Below are 23,896 nucleotides of genomic sequence, written 5' to 3' on the forward strand. Positions count from 1 at the left end.
TAGCTGTCGCGATACTCTGCAACGGTCTCGTCGCAGAGTATTCTGGCGTGGGGCGGGCGGTCAGGCTTTATTATCGGCGTTATAAACGTCGAGGTTCAATTCGCCTTCGCTTTTACCTACCAGGGTGGTGACCATAATGTCGCCCGCCACGTTAACGCTGGTGCGCGCCATATCGAGAATACGGTCGATGCCTGCTACGACGGCGATGGCCTCAAGCGGTAAGCCAATTTGAGCCATCACGATAGAGAGCATGATAAGACCCGCACCGGGTACGCCCGCGGTGCCAATGGAAGCAAGCGTGCCGGTGGCGACAATCATGCCATAGTCGACCAGGCTCAGCTCAATACCCAGCATTTGGGCAATAAACAGTACGACGACGCCCTGGTAAAGCGCTGTACCATCCATATTAATGGTCGCGCCCACCGGCAGTACAAAGCTTGAAACGCCTTCAGATACGCCCAGGTTTTTCTGTGCACAGCGAATCGATACCGGCAGTGATCCTGCCGAAGAGGCGGAGGAGAACGCTATCATCATGGCGTCCAAGCTACCCTGGAGATAACGCACTGGATTAAGCCGCCCCAATAGGCGAATAAAGCCTGAATAAATCACCAGAACATGCAGCGCACAGGCCAAATACACCACGCCAATCAGCTTGGCGAGTGGTAACAGGATTTCCAGCCCGTATTGGCCAGATACATGCGCCATTAGGCCAAACACCCCAAAAGGTGCAAAGGCCATGACGATGCCCGTGAGCTTGTACATTGCCTCGGCAAAGCTATCGAACACCACGACCAGTGCTTCACCCTTTTCACCAATCAGAGTCAGTGAAATGCCCAAGCCAATCGCAAATACAATAATTTGCAAAATGTTGCCGTTGGCCAGCGCATCAATGGGGTTGCGGGGCACCAGGTTAATCAAAATGGATGCCAGGGTAGGCGCCTCGCTTGCATTCACGCTGCTATCAAAACTGATGTTAACGCCTGCTCCAGGCTGTAGCAGTGTCGAAAGCAACAACCCGATACTGATAGCAAAGGCCGTGGTCAAAAGATAAAGGCCGATGGTACGGGCGCCAATGCGACCCATTTTTTGCGGGTCGCGCATCGACGTAATGCCGACCACTAGTGTTGAGAACAGTAGTGGTACGATCAGCATCATGATCGCGTTGATAAAAATATCGCCCAGCGGCTTAAAGATGCTGGCGTTTTCACCCAGTAGTGCGCCCGCCGCTATCCCTAGCGCTAAACCTGCGAGAATTTTCTTCCAGAGGGCGATGCCTCTCCACCAGCCGAAGGCGCCTTGTGATGTGCTCACGGATCTCTCTCCTTGGAGTTTTATTTACGGTTGATCAATAGCAGGATTACGATTCGGCGCGCACTTTATCACTTTTTAGTAAGAAGGGCGGGGGCTTGTAATGGGCGAAGTGAGCGCTTACGGGCGGCCGCGGCTTCGAAGCAGCCTCTGGTTATTTACCCGACGACGTGAGTTGCCGGGCACGTTGCTATAACGCCCCATAGCTCCCCGCCGTGCTTTTGCCTACAATAGGGGCCTTTGATACTGGCGTTTGGCGCCGTGTTTAACTGAATACAGGCCAAGGAATAACTCATGCTCGATCCGAAACTGCTGCGCGGTGATCTGGACGCGCTAGCGCAACAACTAGCTCGTCGCGGCTTTGTACTGGATAAAGAGGGGCTTCAGACGCTGGAGTCGCGCCGCCGTGAATTGCAAACGCAGACCGAGCAACTGCAAAGCGAGCGTAATACGCGCTCAAAAGCCATTGGCAAGGCCAAAGCTAGTGGCGAAGATATCCAGCCGCTGTTGGATGAAGTCAGCGATTTAGGCGATCGTCTGGATAATGCCAAGTGTGAGTTGGCCGAGGTGCAAGCGGCCTGGGATGACGCGGTCAGCGGTATTCCTAACCTGCCCCATGAAAGCGTGCCGGAAGGTGAAAAAGAAGAAGACAACGTTGAACTGCACCGTTGGGGTACACCACGTGAGTTCGATTTTGACGTGCTCGATCATGTCGATTTAGGCAAAAAATCCGGTTATCTGGATTTTGAATTGGCCGTTAAACTGACCGGTGCCCGCTTTGCCGTTATGCGTGGGCCCATTGCTCGTCTGCACCGTGCGCTGGCTCAATTTATGCTGGATACCCAAACCGAGAAGCACGGCTATGAAGAGTGCTACGTGCCCTATATGGTGAACCGCGACTCACTAACCGGCACCGGCCAGCTGCCGAAGTTTGGCGAAGACCTGTTCAAGCTGGATGATGAGCGCGAGTACTACTTGATTCCTACTTCTGAGGTGCCGCTCACCAACTTTGTGCGTGATGAGATTGTGGATCAAGCGGCATTGCCGATGAAGCTTACGGCGCACACGCCGTGTTTTCGTAGCGAGGCCGGTTCGCACGGGCGTGATACTCGCGGCATGATCCGTCAGCATCAGTTTGATAAAGTGGAAATGGTGCAGATTGTAGAACCAGAGAAGAGCTATGAAGCGCTGGATGAAATGCGTGGTCATGCAGAGGCGATCTTACAAGCGTTAGAGTTGCCGTACCGCGTAGTGACTCTTTGCACGGGCGATATGGGCTTTGGCGCGGCGAAGACCTACGACCTGGAAGTCTGGCTGCCCAGCCAGAGCACTTATCGGGAAATTTCGTCTGTTTCCAACTGCGAAGACTTTCAGGCGCGGCGCATGCAGGCGCGCTTCCGTCAACCGGATGTGAAAAAGCCACAGCTCCTGCATACGTTAAATGGTTCTGGCTTGGCCGTTGGCCGTTGCCTGCTGGCAATACTTGAAAATCACCAGCAGGCAGATGGCTCGGTGGTTATTCCTGAGCCGCTACGTCCCTATCTTGGTGGTCAGGAGCGTCTGGCCCTTTAAGCGTCCATTCGACGTTAACCCCGGCATCAATACGGATGGTGCCGGGGCTGTAATCGCTTTGTGATCCGCTACTGGCCATATCACTCTCAGCCCGCATGGCCATCATGCGGGGCTGAAACATAGGCGCTTGCGTCTCTTCAATACGCTGAACGTGGCCGAGTTCGGTTTCCAGCGTGCTGGCCATCAGGTTGGCTTTGTGGCGAGCTTTCTCCAGTGCTTTTACCAGCGCTTCATCGGTGGCGGCTTCTCTGTCCTGTAAATCAAATTGGACGCCGTCCATTGCATTCACACCCACCCCGATCAGCGCGTTGAGCACATCGCCCAATTGATCAAGGTCGGTTAGTTCTATGCTGAACGGGCGTTCAAGACGCGTGCGTTGGAGCATCTCCTGGTCGCCATTTTCGCTGCGTGGCGCAGCGACATGGTCAGGATAAACGTTCAACGACCCGGCATTGATAGCGCGTCGCTCAATTCCCAGGGCTTCAATGGCTTCGATCAGTTCGCTGGCGCGATTCTCAAGGCGTTCACGGGCTTCTCCTAACGCTTCGCTGTCGGTATCTTCCAGTGAAGAAACGGCAGGCGTGTTTTCCCAAAGGCGCGCTGTGAACGTCGCCTGGTCGGGTTCAACCTCAACCCAGGACTGTGCCTGGACATTTAAGCTGGGCGGTGCAGGCGGGGCCGCAAAGGCGAGGGGAGTGCTCAGAAGCGCCAACAGAGCGCCACTTAAAATTCCATAACGAAAACGCGGTAAACGTGCCGATACTGGGCTCATAGAGAAACTCCTTGAGGTAGAGAAGACTAGCCGGGTACGCGTCAATTAAAAGTATAGACGCTTGCTTGGAATAGCGACTACAGGGAAAGTTCAGCGTAAAAGAGGTGACGCAAAACAGTTGCTTATTATTTGCACGGTTTGTGCAATACCTTTATTACCGCCATTATGTACGGGTAACGAGCTAAGGATAAGGCTATGTCGAAATTATCGGATGAGGATTATCGAAGTATCCCCTTAAATGCCACGTTGGCGCTAGCGGCATTAGTGGTAATTATTGCGGGAATGAAAGGGGGGGCAGATTTACTTGTACCCTTGCTGCTGGCGGTATTTATCGCGGTAGTGTGTACCTCTCCGGTGCAGTGGCTACACCGTTGTGGCCTAAGCATGAGAGTGTCGGCTTTTTTAACCCTGATGGTGTTGTTGGGGTTTCTTTCACTGATTGGCGTGTTGGTCGTCAACAGTTTTAGCACCTTTGTGGCGGCGCTGCCTGATATTGAGGAGCGGCTTTACGAGCACTATTGGGATTTGCTTAATACGCTCGCCATGCATGGCTTCAATATTGACCCTGATGAGCTTAGCGCCGTCTTTTTCAATGAGGATGAGGAAGGCTCTTCTTGGGTGGCAACGCTGTTGGGTGAACTGGGCAACCTGGTGATGCAAAGTATCATCGTGGGGTTGCTGGTTATTTTTATGCTGTTTGAAACGCTGAACCTTCGCCAAAAAGTTTCGCGTGCCTTGGAAAACCCTGCGCCTAGTTTAAAGCGCTTTAGCGAGTTCAGCTTAACGCTAAAGCGCTACTTGGCCGTAAAAACAATGATTAGCCTGGCCACAGCGGTATTAATTTGGCTCTCCTGTGTGATTGTCGGGGTTGATTTCCCATTGCTTTGGGGCGTTCTGGCGTTTGGGCTTAACTTTATCCCTAACATTGGCTCAGCACTTGCGGCTATTCCTCCAGTGCTGCTGCTTCTGGTGTCCCAGGACGGTGGCGCGCTACAGGCGCTGCTGCTGGCGTCCGCTTATCTGGTCATTAACTTTGTACTGGGTAACCTGATTGAACCGCGTGTCATGGGGCAAGCGCTAGGGCTTTCAACGTTTGTGGCGTTTCTTTCGCTGGTTGTTTGGGGGTGGATTTTTGGACCGGCGGGGATGCTGCTATCTGTCGTGTTAACCATGACCCTAAAAATTGCCTTGGATAGCCATCCGCAGACGCGTTGGATTGCTCATTTTCTGGGGCCAGGGAGACACCGCACGGGGCGTTATCTTAGCCAGCAAGATGCAGGTCGCGCACCGTGGAAACGTAAAAATAGTGCTACGCCCGAAGAGCATCTAAAAGAGGGGGAGAGTTAACAGGAGGGACCGCACGGCCACCACCGGTTGTGCCGGCGGTGGCCAATTTCATCAAGCGTTTTGGTCGATGAATTGCGTTAGTTGAGACTTGGATTGCGCGCCTACCAGTGAAGCGACTTTGGTACCAGACTTGAACAGCATAACGGTCGGTACACCGCGTACGCCTTGTTCTGCGGCAATTTCAGGCGCATCGTCAACGTTTACGCTGACCACTTTTAAGTTATCACCGCGCTCGGCAGCCACTTCATCGACAACCGGTGCCATAACTTTACACGGGCCACACCAGGGTGCCCAAAATTTTAGCAGGACAGGCTGGTCGGCGTTGAGGACTTCTTGCTCAAAATTAGCGTTAGTGACGTCAACATTATTAGCCATTTGCTTCTCCCGTTTGCGTTGCTCTTGCAGTGTCGTTGCCTCAAATGGAGCAACGGTCATTACGCGTTAAACCTGCGCACTTTCATTACGCCAAGTCGGCAGATGTTAGCGGGCGCGGCGTTTGCTGGCAAATATCTGCGCTTATTTTTGTGCTTAATTACAAAATTAATAGATGCTAATAGAGATTATCTCTTATAATATAAGTGAATTATAGAATGTTTTTTTATGCCAAATAGTGCTTTGTGGCGAGTGCAAGATAGGCGGTGCCAGCGTTAGATGACCTGCCTGCTATCGGTATAGATAATGAGGTGATGATATGAAGCTACAACAACTTCGCTATATTTGGGAAGTTAACCGACACAACCTAAATGTATCGGCGACCGCTCAAAGCCTGTTTACCTCTCAGCCTGGTATTTCCAAGCAAATACGGCTGTTGGAGGATGAGTTGGGCGTTGAGATTTTCGCGCGTAGCGGAAAACATCTAACCCGGGTAACGCCAGCAGGTCAGTCCATTATTAACCTGGCGGGCCAGGTGCTCAAGCTTACCGAAAATATTAAACAGGTGGCCCAGGAGCATAGCGATGAGCGGCGGGGAAGCTTATCTATTGCGACCACGCATACCCAGGCACGCTATGCACTTCCGCCGATCATCAGTGAATTTACGCTGAAATATCCGGAAGTCGCGCTACATATGCAGCAGGGTACGCCTAAGCAAATTGCTCAAATGGTGAGTGAGGGGCAGGCCGATTTTGCGATTGCCACTGAATCGCTGGAGCTGTTTACAGACTTGGTACTCTTGCCTTGTTACCGCTGGAATCGCTGTATCCTAGTGCCTAAAGGCCACCCACTGGCAGCGCTGAGTGGACCTTTAACGCTGGAAGCGTTGGCAGAACATCCGCTGGTGACGTATGTCTTTGGTTTTACTGGCCGTTCCCAGTTGGATGATGCGTTTAAAGCGAAGGGGTTGACGCCTAACGTTGTGCTAACGGCAGCGGATGCCGACGTGATTAAAACCTATGTGCGGCTCGGCATGGGCGTTGGGATCGTGGCACATATGGCGGTAGACGATAAGTTGGACGGGGATTTAGTCGCGGTGGATGCCAGCCACCTGTTTGCGAGTTCAACGACTAAAATAGGCATTCGCCGGGGCACGTTTATGCGTGGCTATATGTACGATTTCCTGGCGCGCTTTGCCCCACACTTGACGCGAGACCGTGTGGATGAGGCGCTCATTGCTGGCCCACGCTTTGAACAAGCGCTGTTTGAAGGGATAGAGCTGCCCGAGTACTGATAGCTTGTGGCATTGATGTGTGACAAGTGCTTGTTACACGCACTTACCACAAGCACTTATTACAAGTACGGATTGAAAACACTAACGCTTTAAGCGCTCACGTTGTTAGGGGGCATGATGCCAGCGAAACCGCTGGTAAGCCGCTAACAACGTGAGTCGTACGTTTGGCTTGTGGCCTAACCTCGGTGCCAGGTTTCTCAGTACTTGGTCTTTCAGTACCTGGTTTTTCAATGACAGGTTTTCAGAGAAAGGCTTAATGCTGTAGGTGCAAGCCGCACTCGCGTTTTTCCTCCACCTTGGTGGGGTCGAAGTAATCGAAGTTGTTAGGCAGGTCGTGCGCCTGTAAATATTGATACATCTCTTTAGCACTCCAATGCAACACCGGCGCCACTTTAACCAGCCCATCACTGTTACGGCTGACGGGCTGCATTTTGGCCCGTTCGGGCGTGTCTTCTGCACGAAGCGCTGTAAACCATACGTCAGGGCGCATCTCACTTAATGCACGTTCAAACGGCTCGATTTTGACCTCTTGGGTGAAGGCCGCATGGCGTGGGTCATCAATGCCCGGCATGGGGCCTTCGAGCGCTTCACGGTGCGCGCGCGTCCGCTTGGGTATATAGCTGACCATGTTCAGATTCAAGCGCGTTATTAGCTCGTCGGCGAATTGATAAGTGGCTTCGGTATTATAGCCACTGTCCATCCAGACAATCGGCATGTCAGGACGTACCTGTGTCACCATGTGCAGAATAACGGCTTCAAAAGGGCGAAAGTTCGTCGTACAGATCGCCCTTTCGCCTTGTGTTAACGCCCACTCAATAAGTGCTTGTGGGTTCTTGCTAAAATCGTTCTCGGAAAAATCACGATTGATCGCATCTAGCGATGAGGACATGCTGCCTCCTTGTCATATTAATGAACCATACCGCTAGGCTATCAAACTGTCCGCCGTTCCCCCCAATACTGTTTGGTTTGGCTTTTATATTCCTTTTTGATTTAAGTACGGCGGCTGTTATTCCAGTGCCTTAATAAGATGGCGAATTTTATCCAGTGTCTCCACGTACTCTTCCTCAAGTGCTGAGTCGGCAACCAGCCCACCGCCGCCCCACACGTGAAGCCTCCCGGCATCCGCCGCTAACGTACGAATAGTAATAGAGGTGTCCATGCTGCCACGTATATCAACGTATCCCATGCTTCCGCAGTACACGCTGCGCTGACACGGCTCAAGCTCGGCGATAATCTGCATGGCGCGAACCTTGGGCGCGCCGGTAATCGACCCGCCGGGAAAGGCCGCCGCCAATAAGGCAAGAGGGGAGGCGCCGGACGCGAGCTGTCCGCGCACTACGCTCACCAGATGATGCACATTAGGGTAGCTTTCCAGCTTGCAGAGTTGGGGCACATTGATACTGCCCGGCTTACATACACGGCCCAGGTCATTGCGCAGTAAATCAACGATCATGACGTTTTCAGCACGATCTTTAAGGCTGCTGGTTAGATCATTGGCCAGAGCAAGATCCTCACCAGCCGTAGCGCCCCGTGGACGGGTGCCTTTTATAGGACGAGCCTCAACCGCGCCATTACTGCTTTTGATAAACCGCTCGGGTGAAAGAGAGAGGACGGCCTGTTGGCCCCAAGCCATGAAGCCTGAAAACGGTGTGGGCGTGGCGTTGCGTAAGCGTAAATAGGCCTGCCATTCATCGCCCTGGTAGGCAGCAGAAAAGCGCTGGGCGAGGTTAATCTGATAACAGTCGCCCGCCAGAATATAGCGCTGAACGGCTTTGAAGCGTTCAGCGTAATCGCTCTGGCTAAGCTCTGCTTGAAAGGGTTCGGTTAAGGCAAAAGGAGGGCGTTTGGGCGGCGCCTGGTCTAGCCACTCTAGAACCTGCTCTCGACGCTGCGCGGTGGCTACCAGCCACGCCCGCTTTGCTACGTGGTCAAGGGTGATGCACCAGTCATAAAGGCCCAGGCGCGCCTGAGGTAGGTGAGTCACCTGAGGTTGTTGGTGGGTCGCCAGCGAGCGCCCAAGGTCATAGCCCCAGTAGCCTATCAGCCCGCCCATAAAGGGCAGCTCGCTATGTAAGGCGTGTTGATCAACCTCTGTAGCCTGGTGCGGTAGCTGATTTAACAGCCACTGCTGCTGAGCAAAGCAATCGCCTGGCGGTAGAGCCGCTATATTGAGCTGTTTACTCGTGAGCACTGACTTGCCTGTGGCGTCCACTTCCAGCGTCGCTAAGGGGTCGCTGCTCAGAATATCGTAGCGCCCTTGAGCGACGGGGCGGCCACTATCCAAAAGTACTGCACCTGGGCGTTGGCGAAGCGAATCAAACAGCGCTAACGGGTCAGAAGAATAGGGCAGCGTAAATATCGACAATGCCGTGGTCATGGAGCAAACGCCTCGCCGGTAAAAGGCTGCTCATTTTAGAGGGCGTTGAAGGCCGACACCAGCAATGTAATCGATGTGCTTCAAACGGTTTTAGCGAGATTGTTGACACTAGTGAGAGGGGTAGACTTTTTGCTTACAACCAAAGATGCATAAAATCGCCATTATTCTATGGTTGACGCTAGAAAGGCGCACAGCTAAAGTTTGAACACTTTCCTAATTGTCGACAATTCGCCATGAGTTCATCTATTAGCGCCCCTTATTCTGTTGATTCGTCGCTTGAAATAGCGCCGCCTGAAGTGCGCACGCTAGCCGAGCGGGTATTTCATCAACTGCAAAGCGATATTGTGCGTGGCGTCTTGGCGCCAGGCAGCAAAATCACTGAGCCCGGGCTTTCAAAAACGTACGGCATTTCTCGTGGTCCGCTTCGCGAAGCCATGCGGCGTTTAGAGTCTCATCGCTTGATTGAGCGCGTACCTCACGTCGGCGCACGCGTCGTTAAGCTCTCTATGAAAGAGCTGATAGAGCTGTTTGATGTACGCGAAGCGTTGGAAAGCATGGCCGCAAGGCTAGCAGCGGAGCACATGTCGGCAGAGGAAATACAAGGCCTTCGTGATGTGCTGGCACTGCACGAAGGGCAGGCCGATTTACAGCGCGGTGAAGCTTACTATCAGCGTGAGGGTGATCTCGACTTTCATTACCGCATTGTGCAAGGCAGCCACAACAAGATGCTAATGAGCCTGCTGTGCAATGACTTGTACTACCTGGTGCGCCTTTATCGTACACAGTTTAGTGCCAGCGGTACGCGCCCGCAGCGTGCCTTTGTTGAGCACCACCGGATCGTGGACGCCATTGAAGCAGGCGACGCCGAACTTGCTGAGCTATTAATGCGCCGCCACGTCAGTGCCTCGCGTGCCAATGTGGCCGACCGTTATGCCGCGATTCTTAAACAGCAATCATCTGAGCCTGCCGAGGAACGGCAGGCCACTACCCTTCAGGAGACACGCTAATGTCAACGCTCACCCCAGGCGCCCGTTTTAAAGCCGCCCTTGACGCCCAGCGCCCGCTGGCCATTTTAGGCACTATTAACGCGTATACGGCGATGATGGCTGAACGTGTCGGCCATCAGGCGATCTACCTTTCCGGCGGTGGGGTGGCAAATGCCTCGTTTGGCCTGCCTGATTTAGGGATGACCAGCATGAACGATGTCGCCGAGGATGCGCGCCGTATCTGTGGTGCAACGGACCTGCCGTTGCTGGTGGATATTGATACCGGATGGGGCGGCGCGTTCAATATTGCCCGTACAGTGAAAGAGATGCAGCGTGCTGGCGTCGCCGCCGTTCATCTGGAGGACCAGGTGGCGCAAAAACGTTGTGGTCATCGACCCAACAAGGCAATTGTTTCCCAGGCTGAGATGGTTGATCGCATTAAAGCGGCCGCCGATGCCCGAATAGATCCCGATTTTTATCTGATTGCACGCACCGATGCTTTTCAAAAAGAGGGCCTGGACGCGGCTATTGAGCGCGCCAATGCCTGCGTTGAAGCCGGTGCGGATGCCATCTTTGCTGAAGCCGTATACACCCTTTCTGATTACCAGGCATTCTGCGAGCGAGTGGATGCCCCGATTCTGGCCAATATCACTGAGTTTGGTGCGACGCCGCTCTTTACTCAAGCCGAGCTTGGCGAGGTTGGTTGTCGCATGGTGCTTTACCCGCTCTCTGCGTTTCGAGCGATGAACGCTGCTGCCCTGAATGTCTATCAAAGCATTCTGGATAATGGCCATCAAAAAGAAGTCGTTAACACCATGCAGACGCGCGATGAACTCTACGATTTCCTCAACTATCACGATTTCGAGCAGAAACTGGATGCGTTGTTCGCCGAAAAGGGCGAAGAGCCGCAATGAGGCGCGCACGACAACACGGTTATCTGCAATTAATGATAGGTACAACGATAAGCACACCAGGAGACTCGTCATGGCTGATAAACCGCTAGCGGGAGCAGGGCTGCGTGGACAAAGTGCGGGAACTACCGCCTTGTGTACTGTTGGAAAGACTGGCTCGGGCCTAACGTACCGTGGCTTTGATATCAAAGAGCTGGCTGAAAAGGCTAAATTTGAAGAAGTAGCGTACCTGCTCTTGAAAGGTAAATTGCCCAATCAGGCAGAGCTTGACGACTACATCCGCAAATTAAAGGGCTTGCGTGGGTTGCCCGATGCGCTGAAAACGGTGCTTGAGAAAATTCCGAAAGATGCTCACCCGATGGATGTCATGCGGACCGGCACGTCCATGCTGGGCAATCTGGAAACCGAAGAGAGTTTTGACGAGCAGCAGGACGTTGCTGATCGGCTGCTGGCCGTGTTGCCTTCGATCATTTGCTACTGGTATCGCTACTCTCATGACGGAGTGCGGATTGATACCCAAACCGACGCTGCATCGGTTGGCGGGCATTTCTTGCATCTACTGCGTGGCGAGCCGGCCTCTGAGCTCCATGCGCGAGTGATGAACGTATCGCTTATTTTATATGCCGAGCATGAGTTTAACGCCTCTACCTTTACCGCCCGGGTGTGTGCCTCAACGCTTTCTGATATGCACTCTTGCGTCACTGGCGCCATCGGTTCGCTGCGTGGCCCACTGCATGGCGGTGCCAATGAAGCGGCCATGGCGATGATCGAAAACTGGCAATCGCCGGAAGAAGCCGAAAGCCAGATCATGGGTATGCTTGAGCGCAAAGACAAAATCATGGGCTTTGGCCACGCGATTTATCGCGAGTCTGATCCACGCAACGAGATCATCAAGCAGTGGGCCAAAAAGCTTGCCGATGACGTAGGCGATACGGTGCTTTATCCCGTATCTGAAAGGGTCGAAGAAGTGATGTGGCGTGAGAAAAAGCTGTTCTGCAACGCAGACTTCTTCCATGCCAGCGCCTATCACTTTATGGATATCCCCACCAAGCTGTTCACACCAATTTTTGTCATGTCCCGGCTAACGGGCTGGGCCGCACATGTCTTTGAACAGCGGGCCAATAACCGGATTATCCGTCCCAGCGCCGACTACATCGGTCCTGAAAAAAGCGAATGGGTCCCCATTGAGGCGCGTGATTAATCAGCGTGCGGCCCGGCAGCTTACTTGCCGGGCGTTTTTTTAGCTCCCTTTTCATGAGTTTGCTTGCTATGAATAGCCAATATCGTCAACCACTGCCAGGCACCAGCCTTGATTACTTTAATGCGCGCCAAGCCGTTGAGGATATTCAACCAGGAGCCTACGCCACGCTCCCTTACACATCGCGCGTGCTGGCAGAGCAATTGGTACGCCGCTGTGATCCTGAGCTTCTCACCGATGCCCTTAAGCAGCTCATTGAACGCCGACGCGACCTGGACTTCCCTTGGTATCCTGCGCGGGTGGTATGCCACGATATTCTAGGCCAGACGGCGCTGGTTGATTTGGCCGGGCTGCGCGATGCCATCGCTGAGAAGGGCGGTGACCCGGCCAAGGTCAATCCCGTTGTCCCCACCCAACTGATTGTTGACCACTCGTTGGCGGTAGAGCATCCGGGTTTTGAAGAGGGGGCTTTTGAAAAAAATCGCGCCATTGAAGACCGGCGCAACGATGACCGCTTCCACTTTATCAACTGGACCAAAACGGCTTTTGAAAACGTTGATGTTATCCCGCCTGGCAACGGCATCATGCACCAGATCAATCTGGAGAAAATGTCGCCGGTAGTGCAGAACCGGGACGGCATTGCTTATCCCGATACCTGCGTGGGTACCGATAGCCATACCCCCATGGTGGACGCGCTTGGCGTTATTTCAGTCGGCGTGGGTGGCCTGGAAGCTGAGAGCGTCATGCTTGGTCGCGCTTCCATGATGCGCTTGCCCGATATCGTCGGGGTAGAGCTGACCGGGAAGCTGCAGCCAGGAATCACGGGCACCGATATGGTGCTGGCGATCACCGAGTTTCTGCGTAAAGAGCGCGTGGTCGGTGCCTATCTGGAGTTTTACGGCGAAGGCGCCGATGCGCTGACGGTTGGTGATCGTGCCACGATTTCGAACATGACGCCCGAGTATGGTGCGACGGCGGCGATGTTCTATATCGACAGCCAAACCATCGATTATTTGAAGCTCACCGGTCGTGAAGATGAGCAGGTGGCGCTGGTAGAAACCTATGCCAAGCACACCGGCCTCTGGGCGGACAGCCTGACGCAGGTTGAGTACGAGCGGGTGCTGAGCTTTGATCTTTCATCGGTTGCGCGGACGTTGGCAGGGCCTTCCAACCCACATGCGCACCTGCCGACCTCCGAGCTGGCTCAGCGCGGTATTGCGGTAGGGCTCGATGCTGCGCGCGAAGAAGAGAAAGCGGGCAAAATGCCTGATGGCGCCGTTATTATCGCCGCCATTACCAGCTGCACCAATACGTCCAACCCGCGCAATATGGTGGCGGCTGGGTTAATTGCGCGCAACGCCAACCGGCTCGGCTTGTTGCGTAAACCCTGGGTAAAGTCATCCCTGGCGCCTGGTTCAAAAACGGTCAAGATGTATCTGGAAGAAGCCGGTTTGATGAATGAGCTGGAGGATCTGGGGTTTGGCGTGGTGGCTTATGCGTGCACCACCTGTAACGGCATGTCGGGTGCGCTTGACCCTGTTATTCAGCAGGAAATTATCGACCGGGACCTTTACGCCACGGCAGTGCTTTCCGGTAACCGCAACTTTGATGGGCGGATTCACCCCTACGCCCAGCAGGCCTTTTTGGCCTCGCCGCCATTAGTGGTTGCTTACGCCATTGCAGGCACTATTCGCTTTGATATTGAAAAAGACGTGCTGGGGATCGACCAGGCGGGGAATCCCGTTGCCTTGAAGGATATCTGGCCAGCGGATGAAGAGATCGACGCTATTGTGAAATCCTCGGTGAAGCCCGAGCAGTTCCGCCAGACCTATATCCCCATGTTCGATATTGATAAAAGCGCGCGTGCCCAGGTTAATCCGCTATATGACTGGCGCCCCCAGAGTACCTACATTCGTCGCCCACCTTACTGGGAGGGCAATATGGCGAAAGAGCGTACCTTGAAAGGCATGCGCCCGCTGGCAATCTTGCCGGACAATATCACCACCGATCACCTATCGCCTTCCAACGCCATTCAGCTTAACAGCGCGGCGGGTGAGTATTTGGCGAAAATGGGCCTGCCGGAGGAGGACTTCAACTCCTACGCGACTCATCGCGGCGATCACCTCACCGCCCAGCGCGCTACCTTTGCCAATCCCAAGCTGTTTAACGAAATGGTCCGCGATGAAGAAGGCAACGTCATTCAGGGGTCGCTGGCGCGGGTCGAGCCAGAAGGTGAAGTGACCCGCATGTGGGAAGCTATCGAAACCTACATGGCGCGTAAGCAGCCGCTGATCATTATTGCTGGCGCCGATTATGGCCAAGGCTCATCAAGAGACTGGGCTGCCAAAGGGGTGGCGCTCGCGGGTGTGGAAGCCATTGCTGCTGAAGGGTTTGAGCGTATTCATCGCACTAACCTGATTGGCATGGGCGTAATGCCGCTAGAGTTTGAGCCGGGAACCACGCGCACGACATTAGGCTTGGATGGCACCGAAACCTTTGATGTTGAAGGGGCTGTATCGCCAGGCGCGATGCTTACGCTGGTGATCCATCGTCAAAACGGGGGCAGCGAGCGCGTAGCGGTCAAATGCCGCCTGGATACCGCCGAGGAAGTATCAATTTACGCCGCCGGTGGTGTGCTGCAGCGCTTTGCCCAGGACTTCCTCGAGTCAACGGCTGCGTAAGTGCCGGGTTATTTTTCGGAGTGAACAAGATGACTGATGTCGCCAACGCCCGCCATGTGCCGCAAATAAAAATCCCCGCCACCTATATGCGTGGCGGCACCAGCAAAGGCGTGTTTTTTAAATTAAGCGATTTACCCCAGGCTGCTCAGGTGGCGGGAGAGGCGCGTGACAAGCTGCTGCTGCGTGTGATTGGAAGCCCCGACCCGTACGAAAAACAGATTGACGGTATGGGCGGCGCGACCTCAAGCACCAGTAAAACGGTCATTCTTTCCAAAAGCCACTCGGCTGATCACGATGTGGATTATGTGTTTGGCCAAGTATCCATCGATAAGCCCTACGTGGATTGGAGCGGCAACTGCGGCAATCTTTCGGCGGCGGTAGGCCCATTTGCCGTAGCGAACGGGCTGGTTGATCCGGCACGTCTGCCTGAAAACGGTGTGGTCGAGGTGAGAATCTGGCAGGTCAATATCCAGAAAACTATCGTATCGCAGGTGCCCATCGTGAATGGGGAGGTTCAGGAGACCGGCGATTTCGAGTTGGATGGCGTGACCTTTCCCGCCGCCGAGATTCCCGTGGCTTTTATGGACCCGGCTGACGGCGAGGGGGCGATTTTTCCCACCGGCAACCTGGTGGATGACCTGAATGTGCCGGGTGTGGGTATTCTGAAAGCTACCCTTATCAATGCAGGTATCCCCACGGTGTTTATTAATGCCGCTGATATTGGTTACCGCGGTACCGAGCTGCAAAACGCCATCAATGGCGACGGTAAAGCATTAAGCATGTTTGAGACTATCCGTGCCCATGGCGCTGTACGTATGGGGTTGATAGGGGATGTCAGTGAGGCTGCGAGCCGCCAACATACGCCCAAGGTAGCGTTTGTTGGGCCGCCAGCTGATTATGTTTCCTCAAGCGGTCAGGCTGTTAACGCTGGTGATATCGATCTGGTGGTGCGGGCGCTTTCCATGGGTAAATTGCATCACGCCATGATGGGCACTGCCGCCGTGGCAATTGCTGCTGCCGCTGCGATAGACGGTACGCTGGTTAATTTGGCGGCCGGAGGCGGAAAGCGCCAGTCCGTTACGTTTGGCCACCCGTCGGGCAGTTTGCGCGTTGGCGCAGAGGCCAACCTGGTTGACGGGCACTGGCAGATTGATCAGGCCATTATGAGTCGCAGCGCGCGCGTGCTAATGGAAGGTGCGGTACGCGTACCGGGCGACAGCTTTTAACTCACTGCATTGATCGGGAGGCGACTCCATGAATGTCACAGCGGAGATAAACGAGCGGCCAGAATACGATGATGAGCTACAGCTAATCGCTGATTATGTGCTGAGCTTTGATACTCCCTCGTCGGCGGCACTGTCTACGGCTCGTTACTGCTTAATGGATACGTTGGGCTGTGGGCTTCTGGCGCTGCGTTTTCCAGAGTGCACCAAGCATCTTGGCCCGCTGGTAGAAGGTACCCAGGTTCCATTTGGGGCGCGTGTGCCGGGCACTTCGCTACGCCTTGACCCGGTAAAAGCGGCCTGGGATATCGGCGCAACTATCCGCTGGCTAGATTATAACGATACCTGGCTTGCCGCCGAGTGGGGGCATCCCTCTGACAACCTGGGTGGCATCCTGGCGGTTGCCGATCACCTGTCGCAAAAGCGGGTTGCCCAGGGGGATGCGCCTCTGACGATGCGTGATGTGTTGAATGCCATGATCATGGCGCATGAAATTCAGGGAGTGTTGGCCCTGGAAAACAGCTTCAACCGGGTGGGGCTGGATCATGTACTGTTGGTGAAAGTGGCTTCGACGGCGGTGGTTGCCAAGCTAATGGGCGCTACGCGCGAGCAGTTGCTGGCTGCGCTTTCCCATGCGTGGGTAGACGGCCAGAGCCTGCGCACCTACCGACATGCACCCAATGCCGGGCCGCGCAAAAGCTGGGCGGCTGGCGATGCCACTTCCCGAGGCGTTCGTCTGGCAGATATGGCATTACGCGGTGAGATGGGCATCCCCAGCGCGCTCAGTACACCGCAATGGGGGTTTTACGATGTGTCCTTTAGCCATAGTAATAAAGACCTGAGCCTTAAACCTGAAGCAGAGCGGCGCCTGCGTTTTCAGCGTGAGTTTGGGTGCTATGTTATGGAAAACATTTTATTCAAAATTGCTTTCCCGGCGGAGTTCCATGCCCAAACCGCCTGCGAAGCGTCCGTGCTTCTGCACGCTCAGGTAAAAGAGCGCTTGGCTGATATTGAGCGCATTGTGATTACCACACATGATTCAGCGATTCGGATAATTTCCAAAACCGGAGCGTTGGCTAACCCCGCTGACCGCGATCACTGCCTGCAATACATGACGGCCGTGCCGCTTATCTTTGGCTCGCTTACCGCCGAACACTATGAAGACAGCTTTCATGCGGCTCATCCGCTAATTGATGTACTGCGCGACAAAATGGTGGTCGAGGAGGATAGCGACTATTCAGCGGCTTACCACGACCCGCAAAAGCGCTCTATCGCGAATGCGGTACAGGTCTTTTTCCGTGATGGTAGTGCAACAGACAAAGTTGCAGTGGAGTATCCGATAGGCCATCAGCGTCGTCGAGAAGAGGGAATGCCGCTATTGGTTGATAAGTTTGAGCGCCATCTCGCCACCCGTTTCCCTGCATTTCGCTGCGAAAAGATTAGCCAGCTCTGCGGCAATCAAGCGACGCTTGAAGCAATGCCGGTGGATCAATTCATGTCACTTTGGATGATTTAAAAGTTTGCCTAGTCACGAGGTCACGGGCAGTAATGCGAAAGAGAGAGGAGTCGTTAGGTGAGCTTTTCAATGTTGGGTATGTGATAAACACTTGCCCGGCAAACAGCTGCTGTGCTGCCGCCGGGCAATAGTAATCCTGCTATGTTGCAGGGCTTACTGCAAGGCTTAGTCTTCGAGTGCGATTTGGTCGCGCATGCGATCTACGGTTGCTGCGCCGATGCCGCTGACGCGCGTTAAATCATCAATACTTGCAAATTCTCCATTGGTATCACGCTCTTCGATAATGGCGGTAGCGCGGCTTGGTCCAATGCCGGGAAGCTCGCTCAACAGCTCGGCATTGGCGGTATTGACATTGATAGGCGCGACGGCTTGAGCCAGTGCGCTACTGGATAATCCCAGACTTAAACTAAGTAACAGGGCGGCAAACAAGCTTTTTAATGTCATGTTCATTACGCGTATTGTTCCTTCTTGACGATAAAGAAAAGTAGCACAACCGGGCACTGTACTAACGAACACTGCATTAACGGGTGCCTTGACTAACTTAACGCGTTCGCTGTTGGATTGTTGTCAGTGATGTACGACACTGTTTGTAGGATTTTCGCTTGTACTGGTTAGCAAATAGCTTACAAGCGGGTCGTGTTGGACTGATATAATGCTTAAAAATGCGTATGGAGTAGTGTTGTGTCTGAATCCCCGTTGATTATCGCGCTTGATTACCCGTCACTTGACGCCGCCTTGTGCATGGCGGACCAGCTAGACCCCGCCCGGTGTCGTTTAAAAGTAGGTAAAGAGCTTTATACCCGCAGCGGCCCGGCTATCCTTGAAGCGCTGCATGGGCGCGGGTTCGACGTGTTCCTTGACCTCAAGTTTCATGATATTCCCAATACGGTGGCGGGGGCTGTTCAGGCCGCAGCAGAGCAAGGCGTCTGGATGGTGAATGTGCACGCCAGCGGTGGCCGCAAGATGATGGAGGCTGCCGCCGAGCGTTTGGTTAGTCAAGGTTTAGACACGCACCTTATCGCTGTTACCGTATTAACCAGCCTCCAGGAAAGCGACCTTTACGAAGTGGGGTTAAACGTTTCGCCCGCCGAACAGGTGGAGCGCTTGGCGCTGTTGACCCAACAAAGCGGCCTGCACGGCGTTGTATGCTCAGCCCAAGAGGCGGCACATTTAAAGGCTGTGTGTGGTGAGTCGTTTTTAAAAGTAACGCCCGGTATTCGGCCGAGTTTTGCCGCCGTTAACGATCAGCAGCGTATTATGACGCCGAGCGAAGCGATGCAGGCAGGGAGTACACATTTGGTGATAGGGCGGCCTGTTACTCAGGCGTCTGACCCCATGGCGGCGCTGGCGGCTATCGAAGCAGAGCTTCAGTAGCACGATATGTATGTGGCTACTCGCCCTCTACACCGGTAATCGGCTTGGTAGTGCCCCAGCGGCGGCAACTGGGGCACTGCCAGGCAAGGGCATCACTTGTAAAACCACAGCGCCTGCATTGATGGCGTGGACGATCTTTTAAAAGCGCATCCGTGTGGTATTTAAGCAGTGATAAGCGAGTGTCCGGCGCCGTTCTTCCACTTAGCTTCTGGCTTTCGACATACAGATCCAGCAGATAGTCCAACCCGCCAAGGCTCGGCGCATCACGTAGCCAGTTTCCGGTTAACTCAATGGCGGTATCCACGCCATCCCGCTGGTGAATAAGCTCGCCGAGCGTCACGATAACGCTGGTGTAAGGTGCCTGGCCCAGTAGACGGTATAAGTGCTTCTCCAGACCTGCTATATCGTCGTTACGCGCATAGGCCCGCTGAAGGGTTGGCAGCATGGTTGGGATATGCGCGGCATCCTGTTCAGGAATATGGTCAAGACGTTCTATCGCGCGGCCATAGTGGCCGTTATCCATCTCAAGATCCGCCAACAGTAGTGTGGCGCGAATGCAACGTTCATCCAGCAGTAAGGCTTTTTTTAGATGCTTTTTCGCGAGCGCACGGCTGGATTGTTGGATCTCTTCTATGGCCAGCTCGCATAGCCAGTGTGACGCTGGGCGCCGCATACCTGGGTGCTGCTTTAGCAGGGGCTGGATCACCTCTAAAGCGGTTTGCCACTCCTTTTCGCGCTCCAGAAGATCCACCAGTAGCTGCTTGGCCGCATAGCGGCGATCATCGTCGGTGGATTGCTCAAGCAGCGAGTGCAGCAGTCTCTGGGCACGGTCATGAACACCTGGCGCTATAAAATCGCGCGCAAGCTCAAGCTGGATGCGTTCGTTGGTGCCATGCGATAGGGCCGGGCGTGCGAGCAGGTTTTGGTGAATACTGACGGCTTTGTCTGCCTCGCCACGCGTGCGAAAGAGCTTACCCAGCGCGATATGGGTATCTACCGTATCGCTATTAACATCAAGTGCACTGATAAATGTGTTAATGGCTTCATCGGGTTGCTCATTCAGCAGGTAATTTAACCCAACGAAATATTCGCGCGACAGTTGAGAAGGCGGCGCTGTTGGCGCTCGCCGGTGGTGCTGGGCAGCGTATCGAATGCCTAGCCCGAAGCCTATGGCAATCGCTACCAATAGTAGCCCTAGCAGCATGACATCATGCATTTACGCTAGTTCCTTAAACTCCTGGGTGCGTAAACGATCAAGCTCTTTGCGCTGCTGTTTGTTATGGCGCTCGCTGCGTGCAAGACGTGCTTTCAACCGTACGTATACCCCCATCATTGCGAGCATGCCGAGTATGACGCCAAACGTTAATGTCGCCAGCAGCCATACCGAGAGTGTGATGGGGGGGAGTTCAACCCAGATCAGATTCAAGGCAATGGTTTGCTGATTGTTGACGGCAAACAAGATGCCTACCAGTAGAACAACCAGCAAAATAATGGCGAGAATCAGCCCTTTAATCCAACGCATGAGAGTTTCCTAGTCAGTGACGTTCGCAGTATGACCCTATTGTGTATGAGTCTTGGCGCGACGTCATCCCACAGTCACAGATTATCAAAGTATGGTGGCTTCGGGCTCTGTGTTAGTAACCCAGCGCACGACTGGCATCTACCTGTTCGCGCAGCTCTTTGCCGGGCTTAAAGTGCGGTACATATTTACCGTCCAGCTCGACCGGATCGCCCGTTTTGGGGTTACGGCCAGTACGCGGCTCACGGAAATGCAGTGAGAAACTGCCAAAGCCACGTATTTCCACACGACCGCCGCTGGAAAGAGCGTCCGTCATATCATCCAGTATAATACGTACCGCCGTCTCGACTTCTTTGGCGGATAGCTCCGGTTGACGCATCGCGATTTGTTCGATTAGTTCAGATTTTGTCATCGGTTGGCTCCCTGTAAACGGTGAAGGCTGCCGTTAATAATAGCGGCTGACCTTGATAACCTCGAATTCAGCATACTGTGCAAATTGATATTAAACAATTCAGATAAAACAAGGTACTAGACTGAATAACAGCATAGGCGAAGCTTGGCGCTGGCGCGACCCTTTAGCTTAGGTATACTGACGCTTCATTTTACCAATGAAAGAGGCTGACCTTGAACGACGATACATCCCCAGCAGCCGTGCTACGTAAGCGACTCTACTGGCATTCGCGTCGCGGTATGTGGGAGCTTGATCTGTTGCTGATCCCGTTTTTAGAAAAACGCTTTGACACACTTAGCGAAGAGGAGCAGTTGATTTATCAGCGCCTAATTGAAGAAGAAGACCAGGACTTGTTTGTTTGGCTCATGCACCGTGAATGGCCTGAAGACCCAGCGTTAAAGCATATGGTGAAAATGATCGTTGAGCATGCAGAAAACACCGATAATTCTGCCTATCGTACCCTCTAAAACGGCAGGCCTGCTTCACTCGGGTTTGGCGATGGGGCTCTGTTCGTTGAGCTACTGGGTATTGGGGCTTTGGGTAGGCAGCGGCATTACCCTTGTCATCAGCCTTTTGCTATGGCGTACTCTGCATAGGCAAGTCCATGGCGTGCTTTATCTAAGCAAGCGTGATACGGCTATTTATGGCCGTTGGCGAAAGCCCTATGGAGAGCTGAGCGATGAAGTGGTGGTTCGCTGTGATTACCTGGGGCCTTGGTTGGTGGGCTTGTGGGTGGGGCCACAGCGGCTCTGGCTGTGGCCCGATAGTTTCTCTCGTCATCATCACCGTTTGTTGCGCCGCTTATACCACCGTGCCGGGCATTAAATCCGCTAGCGTTAAACAAGAAATCGCAGGGGCGGGAAGGTGAGACGGCCAATCCATAGAGTAATGTAGCCCGCGTGATTCATGCCGTTTCGATGCAGCGATAACGGTTAGTTGAGCCAGCCTGATTGCTTGACGTAACTGCATGTACTCAGGTTGAAACTGGCCGGCTCCTAAGCGTTCCAAACGCTTATCCAATAACGCCAACTGCTCATGGGCGGCAGCCAATCCTGAGTTGCTGCGTACAATCGACACCTGTTGGCTCATCGTGGTACGTAGCTCGTGGCGCCATTGAGCCAGTAGGTCCTGCTCTTCAACGCTTAATAACCGGGCGGACGGTGGTAGGGGCGTAATGGGCGGCGCGTGCCATTCGTTGAGATGTTGTTCTCGAAGTGCGCTTGCACAGCTACGCGCATACACCAGGCACTCCAATAGTGAGTTGCTGGCCATGCGGTTGGCACCATGTAGGCCGGTACAGGCAGCTTCACCGACTGCATAAAGCCCCGGTATGCCTGTCGCGCCCTGATGATCGGTGGTAATGCCCCCGCAGCTATAGTGGGCGGCGGGGACGACGGGGATGGGTTGCTGGATGATATCAATCCCGCGTGAGGCGCAGTGTGCCAAAATGGTTGGGAAGTGGTGGTGAATGGCTTTTTCACCAAGGTGGCGGATATCCAGCCATACGTGCCCTTGGGTGCTTTGCTGAATTTGAGCATCGATGGCTCGCGCAACAACGTCCCTGGGAGCAAGTTCTGCGCGAGGATCAATGGCTGGCATAAACCGCTCACCGGCTTCATTGAGCAAGTAACCACCTTCGCCACGTACGGCTTCGCTAATTAAAAACGCGGGGCCGTCAGGATCATACAGGCTGGTCGGGTGAAACTGCTGAAACTCCAGATTCATTAATCGCGCGCCAAGCTCCGCAGCCATCATCATGCCTTCGCCGCTACCGGGGGTAGGGGTTGTGGTATGGCGATAAAGGCCGCTAGCGCCCCCGGTGGCTAGCGTGGTGTAAGTCGCGGTGAGTGTTTGCCGTTGTCGCTCTGTATCGATGCCATAGGCACCTGTGCAGTGCCCGTGGCAGTTTTGGAGTAACCCTAAAATAGTGATATCGCGGCGCAGGGTAATATTGGCATGCGCGGCGACTTTGTCTTGCAGGGTATCTACCACAGCGCGTCCCGTGGCGTCGTCAGCATGAATAATACGCCGGGCGTTATGGCCGCCTTCACGGGTCAGGTGATACGGATAGCAAGCGTCAGGGGCGGGGTCCGGGGTAAAGTGTACCCCTCGATCAATTAACCATTGGATGGCCGCCGGGCCGTGTGTAACGGTAAAACGTACAGCCTGCTCATCACATAACCCGTCACCGGCTACAAGTGTGTCACGAATATGCGCTTCCAGGTTGTCTTCGGGGGAGAGCACCGCTGCAATGCCACCCTGGGCCCATCGGCTGGCGCCTTTATCATTGTGGGCTGGATTTACCAGTGTCACCGACAGGTGGTCGGCAATGTCCAGGGCGAGGGTTAACCCGGCGACGCCGCCGCCAATAATTAATACATCCGTTGTTGGCGTGCTCATGCGGCCCGCTCCTTGTTTTTGCTATCTGGCGCTATGGCGCATAAAAGGTAAGCGCATAGCGTAGTCATTAGTCGTTGACGATGTATAGACGCAAAAAAATCCGCGTCGATCAAAATGATCTCGCAGATAATAAAGTCATAAGGGAAGATAAAAGCAATGGTGCCCGGAGCCGGACTTGAACCGGCACGGAGTTACCTCCGAGAGATTTTAAGTCTCTTGCGTCTACCAATTTCGCCATCCGGGCAGTGCAATTGGTGTATCGTTGCACTTAACACAAAAGTGGAGGCTGGAGTCGGAATCGAACCGGCGTACACGGAGTTGCAGTCCGCTGCATAACCACTCTGCCATCCAGCCTAAAGAGTCGATGGAGCGGGAAGATAGATTCGACCGGGCTGGCGTTCCAGCTCTCGACCTAACCTGCTTGCCGCACAATCCAAGTTGGAGCGGGAAAAGAGATTCGAACTCTCGACCCTCGCCTTGGCAAGGCGATGCTCTACCACTGAGCTATTCCCGCTCGACTCGAGGGCGAATTATACGCATCGTTGAGCGGTTGTCAATCCTCAATGATGCAAACATCCCCTTCGAGGAATCAACT

General features: G+C 54.0%; 22 protein-coding genes and 3 tRNA genes. 12 read left to right on the forward strand and 13 right to left on the reverse strand.

Features of this window, described 5'->3' with window-relative positions:
• Window positions 1–60 precede the first annotated feature (60 nt).
• Entirely contained in the window at window positions 61–1,311 is a 1,251-nt protein-coding gene (locus ACT3RQ_RS12680) for a dicarboxylate/amino acid:cation symporter (protein ID WP_444680601.1), read from the reverse strand.
• Between the two features lie 291 nt (window positions 1,312–1,602).
• On the opposite strand from ACT3RQ_RS12680, the gene serS reads away from it, so the two are divergent.
• Complete coding sequence (gene serS, locus ACT3RQ_RS12685) at window positions 1,603–2,880, forward strand: serine--tRNA ligase (RefSeq protein WP_444639492.1); 1,278 nt, start codon at window positions 1,603–1,605, stop codon at window positions 2,878–2,880.
• Here the strand turns inward: serS and ACT3RQ_RS12690 are convergent.
• Complete coding sequence (locus ACT3RQ_RS12690) at window positions 2,825–3,652, reverse strand: SIMPL domain-containing protein (RefSeq protein ID WP_193057097.1); 828 nt, start codon at window positions 3,650–3,652, stop codon at window positions 2,825–2,827. The genes serS and ACT3RQ_RS12690 overlap by 56 nt on opposite strands.
• A gap of 195 nt (window positions 3,653–3,847) precedes the next feature.
• Here ACT3RQ_RS12690 and ACT3RQ_RS12695 point away from each other — a divergent pair, with 195 nt between their 5' ends.
• Window positions 3,848–4,999: an AI-2E family transporter gene (locus ACT3RQ_RS12695; protein ID WP_444639493.1), complete on the forward strand. Its 1,152-nt coding sequence runs from the start codon at window positions 3,848–3,850 to the stop codon at window positions 4,997–4,999.
• Between the two features lie 51 nt (window positions 5,000–5,050).
• Here the strand turns inward: ACT3RQ_RS12695 and trxA are convergent, their stop codons facing one another.
• Window positions 5,051–5,434, reverse strand: coding sequence for a thioredoxin (gene trxA / locus ACT3RQ_RS12700; RefSeq protein WP_140398967.1), 384 nt, complete (start codon window positions 5,432–5,434; stop codon window positions 5,051–5,053).
• 256 nt (window positions 5,435–5,690) lie between these two features.
• Here trxA and cysB point away from each other — a divergent pair, with 256 nt between their 5' ends.
• Window positions 5,691–6,665 carry an HTH-type transcriptional regulator CysB gene (gene cysB, locus ACT3RQ_RS12705; RefSeq protein WP_172117087.1) on the forward strand — a complete coding sequence of 325 codons (975 nt, stop codon included), beginning with the start codon at window positions 5,691–5,693 and terminating at the stop codon, window positions 6,663–6,665.
• Window positions 6,666–6,918: 253 nt separating this feature from the next.
• Here cysB and ACT3RQ_RS12710 read toward each other — a convergent pair whose 3' ends face one another.
• Together ACT3RQ_RS12710 and pabB are read right to left on the reverse strand one after the other, a co-directional pair.
• Window positions 6,919–7,554: a phosphoadenosine phosphosulfate reductase domain-containing protein gene (locus ACT3RQ_RS12710; RefSeq protein WP_193054878.1), complete on the reverse strand. Its 636-nt coding sequence runs from the start codon at window positions 7,552–7,554 to the stop codon at window positions 6,919–6,921.
• Between the two features lie 117 nt (window positions 7,555–7,671).
• Window positions 7,672–9,042, reverse strand: a complete 1,371-nt coding sequence (gene pabB, locus ACT3RQ_RS12715) for an aminodeoxychorismate synthase component I (RefSeq protein ID WP_444639494.1) — start codon at window positions 9,040–9,042, stop codon at window positions 7,672–7,674.
• Window positions 9,043–9,275: 233 nt separating this feature from the next.
• On the opposite strand from pabB, the gene ACT3RQ_RS12720 reads away from it, so the two are divergent.
• The 6 genes from ACT3RQ_RS12720 (at window position 9,276) to prpD (ending at window position 17,557) form a co-directional block, all read left to right on the forward strand.
• Window positions 9,276–10,049: a GntR family transcriptional regulator gene (locus tag ACT3RQ_RS12720; protein ID WP_193057101.1), complete on the forward strand. Its 774-nt coding sequence runs from the start codon at window positions 9,276–9,278 to the stop codon at window positions 10,047–10,049.
• Window positions 10,049–10,942, forward strand: coding sequence for a methylisocitrate lyase (gene prpB / locus ACT3RQ_RS12725; protein ID WP_087106685.1), 894 nt, complete (start codon window positions 10,049–10,051; stop codon window positions 10,940–10,942). Before ACT3RQ_RS12720 ends, prpB begins: the two co-directional genes overlap by 1 nt.
• A 70-nt stretch (window positions 10,943–11,012) precedes the next feature.
• The gene (gene prpC / locus ACT3RQ_RS12730) at window positions 11,013–12,140 is read left to right on the forward strand and encodes a bifunctional 2-methylcitrate synthase/citrate synthase (protein ID WP_444639495.1); all 1,128 of its coding nucleotides are present in this window, start codon (window positions 11,013–11,015) and stop codon (window positions 12,138–12,140) included.
• 68 nt (window positions 12,141–12,208) lie between these two features.
• Window positions 12,209–14,818: a Fe/S-dependent 2-methylisocitrate dehydratase AcnD gene (gene acnD, locus ACT3RQ_RS12735; RefSeq protein ID WP_444639496.1), complete on the forward strand. Its 2,610-nt coding sequence runs from the start codon at window positions 12,209–12,211 to the stop codon at window positions 14,816–14,818.
• 29 nt (window positions 14,819–14,847) lie between these two features.
• A complete protein-coding gene (gene prpF, locus ACT3RQ_RS12740) occupies window positions 14,848–16,044 on the forward strand; it encodes a 2-methylaconitate cis-trans isomerase PrpF (RefSeq protein ID WP_444639497.1) in 1,197 nt (398 codons plus the stop codon).
• A 28-nt stretch (window positions 16,045–16,072) separates the two neighbouring features.
• On the forward strand, window positions 16,073–17,557 hold the full coding sequence (gene prpD / locus ACT3RQ_RS12745) for a 2-methylcitrate dehydratase (RefSeq protein ID WP_444680602.1): 1,485 nt from the start codon (window positions 16,073–16,075) through the stop codon (window positions 17,555–17,557).
• 165 nt (window positions 17,558–17,722) lie between these two features.
• Here prpD and ACT3RQ_RS12750 read toward each other — a convergent pair whose 3' ends face one another.
• Window positions 17,723–18,007, reverse strand: a complete 285-nt coding sequence (locus tag ACT3RQ_RS12750) for a ComEA family DNA-binding protein (RefSeq protein ID WP_444639499.1) — start codon at window positions 18,005–18,007, stop codon at window positions 17,723–17,725.
• A 231-nt stretch (window positions 18,008–18,238) separates the two neighbouring features.
• Between ACT3RQ_RS12750 and pyrF the strand changes: the two genes are divergently transcribed.
• Complete coding sequence (gene pyrF / locus ACT3RQ_RS12755; RefSeq protein ID WP_444639500.1) at window positions 18,239–18,931, forward strand: orotidine-5'-phosphate decarboxylase; 693 nt, start codon at window positions 18,239–18,241, stop codon at window positions 18,929–18,931.
• Window positions 18,932–18,947: 16 nt separating this feature from the next.
• Here the strand turns inward: pyrF and lapB are convergent, their stop codons facing one another.
• The 3 genes from lapB to ACT3RQ_RS12770 form a co-directional block, all read right to left on the reverse strand.
• Window positions 18,948–20,147 carry a lipopolysaccharide assembly protein LapB gene (lapB, locus tag ACT3RQ_RS12760; protein WP_444680603.1) on the reverse strand — a complete coding sequence of 400 codons (1,200 nt, stop codon included), beginning with the start codon at window positions 20,145–20,147 and terminating at the stop codon, window positions 18,948–18,950.
• Window positions 20,148–20,453 (reverse strand): lipopolysaccharide assembly protein LapA domain-containing protein, encoded by a 306-nt coding sequence (locus tag ACT3RQ_RS12765; protein ID WP_087106669.1) that lies wholly within the window; start codon window positions 20,451–20,453, stop codon window positions 20,148–20,150.
• Between the two features lie 112 nt (window positions 20,454–20,565).
• Window positions 20,566–20,862 (reverse strand): integration host factor subunit beta, encoded by a 297-nt coding sequence (locus tag ACT3RQ_RS12770; protein WP_172117076.1) that lies wholly within the window; start codon window positions 20,860–20,862, stop codon window positions 20,566–20,568.
• Window positions 20,863–21,074: 212 nt separating this feature from the next.
• Here ACT3RQ_RS12770 and ACT3RQ_RS12775 point away from each other — a divergent pair, with 212 nt between their 5' ends.
• Both ACT3RQ_RS12775 and ACT3RQ_RS12780 read left to right on the forward strand, forming a co-directional pair.
• Window positions 21,075–21,368 (forward strand): FAD assembly factor SdhE, encoded by a 294-nt coding sequence (locus tag ACT3RQ_RS12775; RefSeq protein ID WP_441678765.1) that lies wholly within the window; start codon window positions 21,075–21,077, stop codon window positions 21,366–21,368.
• Window positions 21,328–21,726, forward strand: a complete 399-nt coding sequence (locus ACT3RQ_RS12780) for a hypothetical protein (RefSeq protein ID WP_444639503.1) — start codon at window positions 21,328–21,330, stop codon at window positions 21,724–21,726. The genes ACT3RQ_RS12775 and ACT3RQ_RS12780 overlap by 41 nt, the downstream gene beginning before the upstream one ends.
• On the opposite strand, the gene nadB is transcribed toward ACT3RQ_RS12780, so the two are convergent.
• The 4 genes from nadB to ACT3RQ_RS12800 form a co-directional block, all read right to left on the reverse strand.
• On the reverse strand, window positions 21,703–23,301 hold the full coding sequence (nadB, locus tag ACT3RQ_RS12785; RefSeq protein WP_444639504.1) for an L-aspartate oxidase: 1,599 nt from the start codon (window positions 23,299–23,301) through the stop codon (window positions 21,703–21,705). The two genes, ACT3RQ_RS12780 and nadB, sit on opposite strands and share 24 nt — an antisense overlap.
• Before the next feature lie 157 nt (window positions 23,302–23,458).
• A tRNA-Leu gene (locus ACT3RQ_RS12790) sits at window positions 23,459–23,545 on the reverse strand.
• Between the two features lie 36 nt (window positions 23,546–23,581).
• Window positions 23,582–23,655 (reverse strand) — tRNA-Cys (locus tag ACT3RQ_RS12795).
• Between the two features lie 85 nt (window positions 23,656–23,740).
• Window positions 23,741–23,815 (reverse strand) — tRNA-Gly (locus ACT3RQ_RS12800).
• Between the last annotated feature and the right edge of the window lie 81 nt (window positions 23,816–23,896).

Origin of the sequence: Halomonas sp. AOP43-D1-4, from assembly GCF_052446175.1 — a bacterium.
GTDB classification, from domain to species: Bacteria; Pseudomonadota; Gammaproteobacteria; order Pseudomonadales; family Halomonadaceae; genus Vreelandella; species Vreelandella citrativorans.

What these genes read in the sequence shown, in the direction of transcription:
- prpC (WP_444639495.1), top strand. Translation starts at nt 11,013, where the DNA reads ATGGCTGATAAACCGCTAGCGGGAGCAGGGCTGCGTGGACAAAGTGCG.
- nadB (WP_444639504.1), bottom strand. Translation starts at nt 23,301, where the DNA reads ATGAGCACGCCAACAACGGATGTATTAATTATTGGCGGCGGCGTCGCC.
- serS (WP_444639492.1), top strand. Translation starts at nt 1,603, where the DNA reads ATGCTCGATCCGAAACTGCTGCGCGGTGATCTGGACGCGCTAGCGCAA.
- ACT3RQ_RS12765 (WP_087106669.1), bottom strand. Translation starts at nt 20,453, where the DNA reads ATGCGTTGGATTAAAGGGCTGATTCTCGCCATTATTTTGCTGGTTGTT.
- ACT3RQ_RS12720 (WP_193057101.1), top strand. Translation starts at nt 9,276, where the DNA reads ATGAGTTCATCTATTAGCGCCCCTTATTCTGTTGATTCGTCGCTTGAA.
- acnD (WP_444639496.1), top strand. Translation starts at nt 12,209, where the DNA reads ATGAATAGCCAATATCGTCAACCACTGCCAGGCACCAGCCTTGATTAC.
- ACT3RQ_RS12710 (WP_193054878.1), bottom strand. Translation starts at nt 7,554, where the DNA reads ATGTCCTCATCGCTAGATGCGATCAATCGTGATTTTTCCGAGAACGAT.
- lapB (WP_444680603.1), bottom strand. Translation starts at nt 20,147, where the DNA reads ATGCATGATGTCATGCTGCTAGGGCTACTATTGGTAGCGATTGCCATA.
- trxA (WP_140398967.1), bottom strand. Translation starts at nt 5,434, where the DNA reads ATGACCGTTGCTCCATTTGAGGCAACGACACTGCAAGAGCAACGCAAA.
- pabB (WP_444639494.1), bottom strand. Translation starts at nt 9,042, where the DNA reads ATGACCACGGCATTGTCGATATTTACGCTGCCCTATTCTTCTGACCCG.
- ACT3RQ_RS12780 (WP_444639503.1), top strand. Translation starts at nt 21,328, where the DNA reads ATGCAGAAAACACCGATAATTCTGCCTATCGTACCCTCTAAAACGGCA.
- ACT3RQ_RS12690 (WP_193057097.1), bottom strand. Translation starts at nt 3,652, where the DNA reads ATGAGCCCAGTATCGGCACGTTTACCGCGTTTTCGTTATGGAATTTTA.
- prpF (WP_444639497.1), top strand. Translation starts at nt 14,848, where the DNA reads ATGACTGATGTCGCCAACGCCCGCCATGTGCCGCAAATAAAAATCCCC.
- cysB (WP_172117087.1), top strand. Translation starts at nt 5,691, where the DNA reads ATGAAGCTACAACAACTTCGCTATATTTGGGAAGTTAACCGACACAAC.
- prpB (WP_087106685.1), top strand. Translation starts at nt 10,049, where the DNA reads ATGTCAACGCTCACCCCAGGCGCCCGTTTTAAAGCCGCCCTTGACGCC.
- ACT3RQ_RS12750 (WP_444639499.1), bottom strand. Translation starts at nt 18,007, where the DNA reads ATGAACATGACATTAAAAAGCTTGTTTGCCGCCCTGTTACTTAGTTTA.
- ACT3RQ_RS12770 (WP_172117076.1), bottom strand. Translation starts at nt 20,862, where the DNA reads ATGACAAAATCTGAACTAATCGAACAAATCGCGATGCGTCAACCGGAG.
- prpD (WP_444680602.1), top strand. Translation starts at nt 16,073, where the DNA reads ATGAATGTCACAGCGGAGATAAACGAGCGGCCAGAATACGATGATGAG.
- ACT3RQ_RS12695 (WP_444639493.1), top strand. Translation starts at nt 3,848, where the DNA reads ATGTCGAAATTATCGGATGAGGATTATCGAAGTATCCCCTTAAATGCC.